The sequence below is a fragment of the Cognatishimia sp. genome, assembly GCF_964229375.1.
In the GTDB taxonomy this organism is placed as follows: Bacteria; Pseudomonadota; Alphaproteobacteria; order Rhodobacterales; family Rhodobacteraceae; genus Cognatishimia.
In genome coordinates, this window is the sequence record NZ_CAXREH010000098.1 from 1 (window position 1) to 4106 (window position 4106).

General features: G+C 55.9%; 4 protein-coding genes and 1 riboswitch. All 4 genes read left to right on the forward strand.

Annotated features, from left to right (window positions below; genetic code table 11):
• Positions 1-479 precede the first annotated feature (479 nt).
• Positions 480-689, forward strand: a riboswitch (cobalamin riboswitch).
• A 104-nt stretch (positions 690-793) separates the two neighbouring features.
• The 4 genes from ACEQWH_RS07615 to ACEQWH_RS07630 are packed head-to-tail and all read left to right on the forward strand — an operon-like array spanning position 794 to position 3975.
• Complete coding sequence (locus ACEQWH_RS07615) at positions 794-1201, forward strand: DUF1636 family protein (RefSeq protein ID WP_370229372.1); 408 nt, start codon at positions 794-796, stop codon at positions 1199-1201.
• Positions 1198-1980 (forward strand): ABC transporter ATP-binding protein, encoded by a 783-nt coding sequence (locus ACEQWH_RS07620; RefSeq protein ID WP_370229374.1) that lies wholly within the window; start codon positions 1198-1200, stop codon positions 1978-1980. The genes ACEQWH_RS07615 and ACEQWH_RS07620 overlap by 4 nt, the downstream gene beginning before the upstream one ends.
• A gap of 10 nt (positions 1981-1990) precedes the next feature.
• Positions 1991-2926, forward strand: coding sequence for an ABC transporter substrate-binding protein (locus ACEQWH_RS07625; RefSeq protein WP_370229376.1), 936 nt, complete (start codon positions 1991-1993; stop codon positions 2924-2926).
• A complete protein-coding gene (locus ACEQWH_RS07630) occupies positions 2926-3975 on the forward strand; it encodes a FecCD family ABC transporter permease (protein WP_370229378.1) in 1050 nt (349 codons plus the stop codon). Before ACEQWH_RS07625 ends, ACEQWH_RS07630 begins: the two co-directional genes overlap by 1 nt.
• Positions 3976-4106 lie beyond the last annotated feature (131 nt).

Consider the following 4106-nt stretch of genomic DNA (forward strand, 5'->3'; position numbering starts at 1 on the left):
GCTGCATCCAGCAATTTCGCAGTTTCAAGGCTGTCTGTGTATTTGGCCAAGGCCAGATCGCTATAGCCATTGATGACGTCGCGCGCGGTATCGGCATATGCACCACCGGCCACGGAAACAGAAAGCGCCATCGCGCTGGAAAAGAGGAGTTTCATAGGGGTTTGTCCTTGGAATCAATTTACCGATTGTTTTACTCAGGAATCAGCCACGCGCAATACCTTATCAAATAAGTAAGTTATATGCTTGTGCAGAATCCTTGGCCCTTGTGAAATTTAAATTTAAAATTTTCATATACTTACGTGAAATATCCAATATCAAAAAAACCAACTAAAAGAGTCACTTGTCAGGAGCGTTATGTAATACTATAACGCACAAACACTCAGCACCTCAACCAACAAGGCGCTGACACACGACGACACGGACCCAAAGAAAAAAATCACAAACCCAAACACTGGTGGCTTGACAGACTCGCAAGCGACAGGCACGAAAAAGGCGATGGTTCCCGACATGCTTCGGCACAAGGGATGAAAAGGGAACGCTGTGCGGCACAGACCACGTGCCAAGTCAGCGACTGCCCCCGCAACTGTGAGCGGTATGCGCTCTGTCAAACCACTGACCCAGACGGGTTGGGAAGGGACAGATCGATCAAGCCGTAAGTCAGGAGACCTGCCATCGAATGTGAAACTTAACCCGGGCGGGGTGGCTCGGATGGTGGCTAAAATGACCTATATCTCGGCACTTGCCGTTTTCAGTTCTGGCTCCTTCATCGCCCCGCATTTGCGCGGAGGGCGACATGGGCCAAAAGACATCTCATAAGATCACCGTTTGCACCAGCTGCAAACACAAAGGCACGACCTGCAAGCCTGGCTTCGAGTTGATCGACAAGCTGCGAACGGCCATTGCACAAGCGGGCGATGCGATCCCAGAAGACTTTGAAATCTCGGGCGTTGCCTGCATGGCGGGATGTGATCATCCCTGCACCGTGGCCTATTATGGATCACATAAGGCGACCTATCTGTTTGGTGATATTGATCCGGCGTCTGACATCGATGACCTTGTCGACTTCGCCAAGCAATATGCCTATCTGCACGACGGCTGGTGCTCGTCCGTCGACCGCCCCGGCAAGCTGCGTAAGTCCACCTTGGCCCGCGTCCCAGCCAGCATGATCGCAATGGAACTGACCGAGGAGGCCGTCCATTGAGCCATGCAAGACTAGAGGTCAAAAATCTAAGCTGGCGCCCGTCAAAGAAGGCACCAAACATCCTGCACCCCACCAGTTTCACGCTGGATTGCGGCCGAATTCTGGGGGTCGTTGGCGCGAATGGCGCAGGCAAATCAACCCTGCTGCGTACGCTGTATCGCTATCAGGCCCCGACGACGGGCACGATCGAAGTGGACGGGCAGAACATCTGGACGATGGCCCCGCGGGCCGCAGCCCGGATCGTCGCCGCGGTTCTGCAAGAGCAGCCAAATGACTTTGCCCTCACCGTGCGCGACATCGTTACGCTGGGCCGGTTGCCGCACCGTTTGGGGTTTTCCTCGCCGGGCCGGAGTTGTGCGCAGATCATCGAAACCGTCATGGAGCAAGCCGATCTAAGCGCGCTCGCAGACCGGCAGATCGGCACCTTGTCTGGCGGCGAACGTCAGCGTGTGATGATGGCCCGCGCCCTGGCCCAGGCCCCGCGCTTGCTGGTTCTGGACGAGCCGACGAACCACCTGGACATCCAGCACCAGCTCGAGCTTTTGCAGCTTGTAAAGTCCATGGACGTCACCGTCGTGGTCTCGCTGCATGATCTGAATATGGCCGCATCTTACTGTGACGACATTCTGGTCATGGAGGACGGCCACAACATCGCATTCGGACCTCCGAAAGTGGTTCTGACTGAAACTCTGGTGTCGAGCGCCTTTGGCGTCAGTGCTCAGCTCGAACAGCTCAGCAAAAGCCAGATCAACCACTTCTCATTCCAATTAAACTCTTAAAGGATCAAACATGAAACTTGCTTCACTGGCCATGGGGCTGTCTTGCGCCGCCTCGATGGCATTTGCAGAAACCACCGTTCAAAGCTGCGATCGCGAGGTCACTTTTGACGGTGTGCCGCAGGCAGCGATCTCTAATGACGTCAACCTGACAGAAATGATGCTGGTGCTTGGTCTAGCTGACAAAATGGTCGGCTATACAGGCATCTCTGGCTGGAAAACGCTGGACGAAGAAATGCGCGCGGGCGTCGAGCAACTGCCTGAGTTGTCTGCCAAATACCCAACAAAAGAAGTGCTCATTGGCGCGGATGCCGACTTTTTCTTTGCGGGCTGGAACTATGGCATGAAGGTCGGTGGCGAAGTGACACCAGAAACCCTCGCGCCGTTTGGCATTGACGTCTATGAGCTGACCGAAAGCTGCATTCACATCAGTGAAAAAGGCAAAGCCAGCATGGACGACATGTACAACGACCTGCTGAACCTTGGCACCATCTTTGACGTCAAAGACAAGGCCGCCACATTGGTGGACGGCTATAAAGCAGAACTGGCGGCCTTTACCGGATCGCTGGAAACTGCGGATGAACCGCTGCGTGTGTTTGTCTATGACTCTGGCGAAGACACTCCATTCACAGCCGGTCTTTACGCAATGCCAACCGCATTGATCGAAGCTGCCGGCGGCACCAACATCATGAACGACTTTGAAAAAAGCTGGGGCACGGTGACATGGGAAGCCGTGGTCGAGCGCAACCCAGAGGTTGTTGTAATCGTGAACTATGGCTCGGTCACCGCCGAAGAGAAGCGTGCCTTCATGATGAACAACCCGGCTTTCGCGGATCTGGACGCGGTGAAAAACGACCGCTTCGTGACTCTGGAATATGTTGAAGCGACCCCCGGTCCGCGCAACATCAAAGCGGTCAAGAAGTTGGCTGACGGCTTCTGGAGCAACTAATGCAGCGCATTGACGCCAGCAAATTCCGGCCCCTGCGCGGGGCCGGTTCTTTGCCTCGCAACCTCTGTCTTGCAGCGCTTTTGATGCTCGCGTCAGTGACAGTTGCCGTAAGCGTAGGCGCGGTTCCCGTGCCTGCGACCACCGTTTGGGGCGTGGTCCTGAACAAGATTTCGCCCGACCTGATCGAGACCACCTGGTCCAAAGGGCGCACCGCCATTGTCTGGGAAATTCGCTTTCCCCGCGCGCTTTTGGCCTTGATGGTCGGCGCGGGCCTTGCCGCCGTTGGCGCATCACTTCAGGCGGTGACTCGCAACCCGCTAGCGGACCCGCATTTGCTGGGGATTTCCTCGGGTGGTGCGTTTGGCGCGATCCTTGCTTTGCTGCACACTGGGTTATTCTTTGGCCTGTTGACTGTGCCTTTGCTGGCGTTTGCCGGCGCTTTGGCCGCGACGCTTTTGGTTCTGGCCGTATCCAGCTTTGCCTCGGCCACCAGCGCGGATCGGCTGGTTCTGACCGGAGTCGCCATATCCTTCATCATCATGGCCGGTGCAAATATCCTGATCTTTTTGGGCGACCCGCGCGCCACGCATACCGTGGTTTTCTGGATGCTGGGCGGTCTTGGCTTGGCACAATGGACGCATCTGATTTATCCGCTCGTGATCCTGTTGCCCTGTCTGGCGTGGCTTTACGCCAGATCGTCTGATCTGAACGCAATGACCATCGGCGACGAGACCGCAGCCACGCTGGGCCTCAATGTGGTGCGCTTTCGCCTGTCTGTCTTTGTGGTCGGCGCGCTCATCACCGGTGTGATGGTGGCCTTCTCGGGCATGATTGGATTTGTCGGCTTGATGATGCCGCATATCGCTCGACTGTTGGTTGGCGGAGACTATCAACGGCTGATCCCGGTTTCAGCACTGTTGGGCGGTGTCTTTGTCTTGTGGGCCGATATTGCAGCGCGGACCATCATGGCGCCCGAGGATATGCCCATAGGCATTGTGACAGGTCTGATTGGCGGCTGCTTCTTTGTCTGGCTCTTGCGCAAACGCTAAGGCCTTGGCTTAGGCGCGCGTTCCGGTGATATAATGCCCGCGACTGCAGGTTTTCGTCGCAAAGGGCATCCTATGACCACGCCGCCATTTTCCACCCGAACCATGAACCTTGCGCATTTTCCGGAACAGCA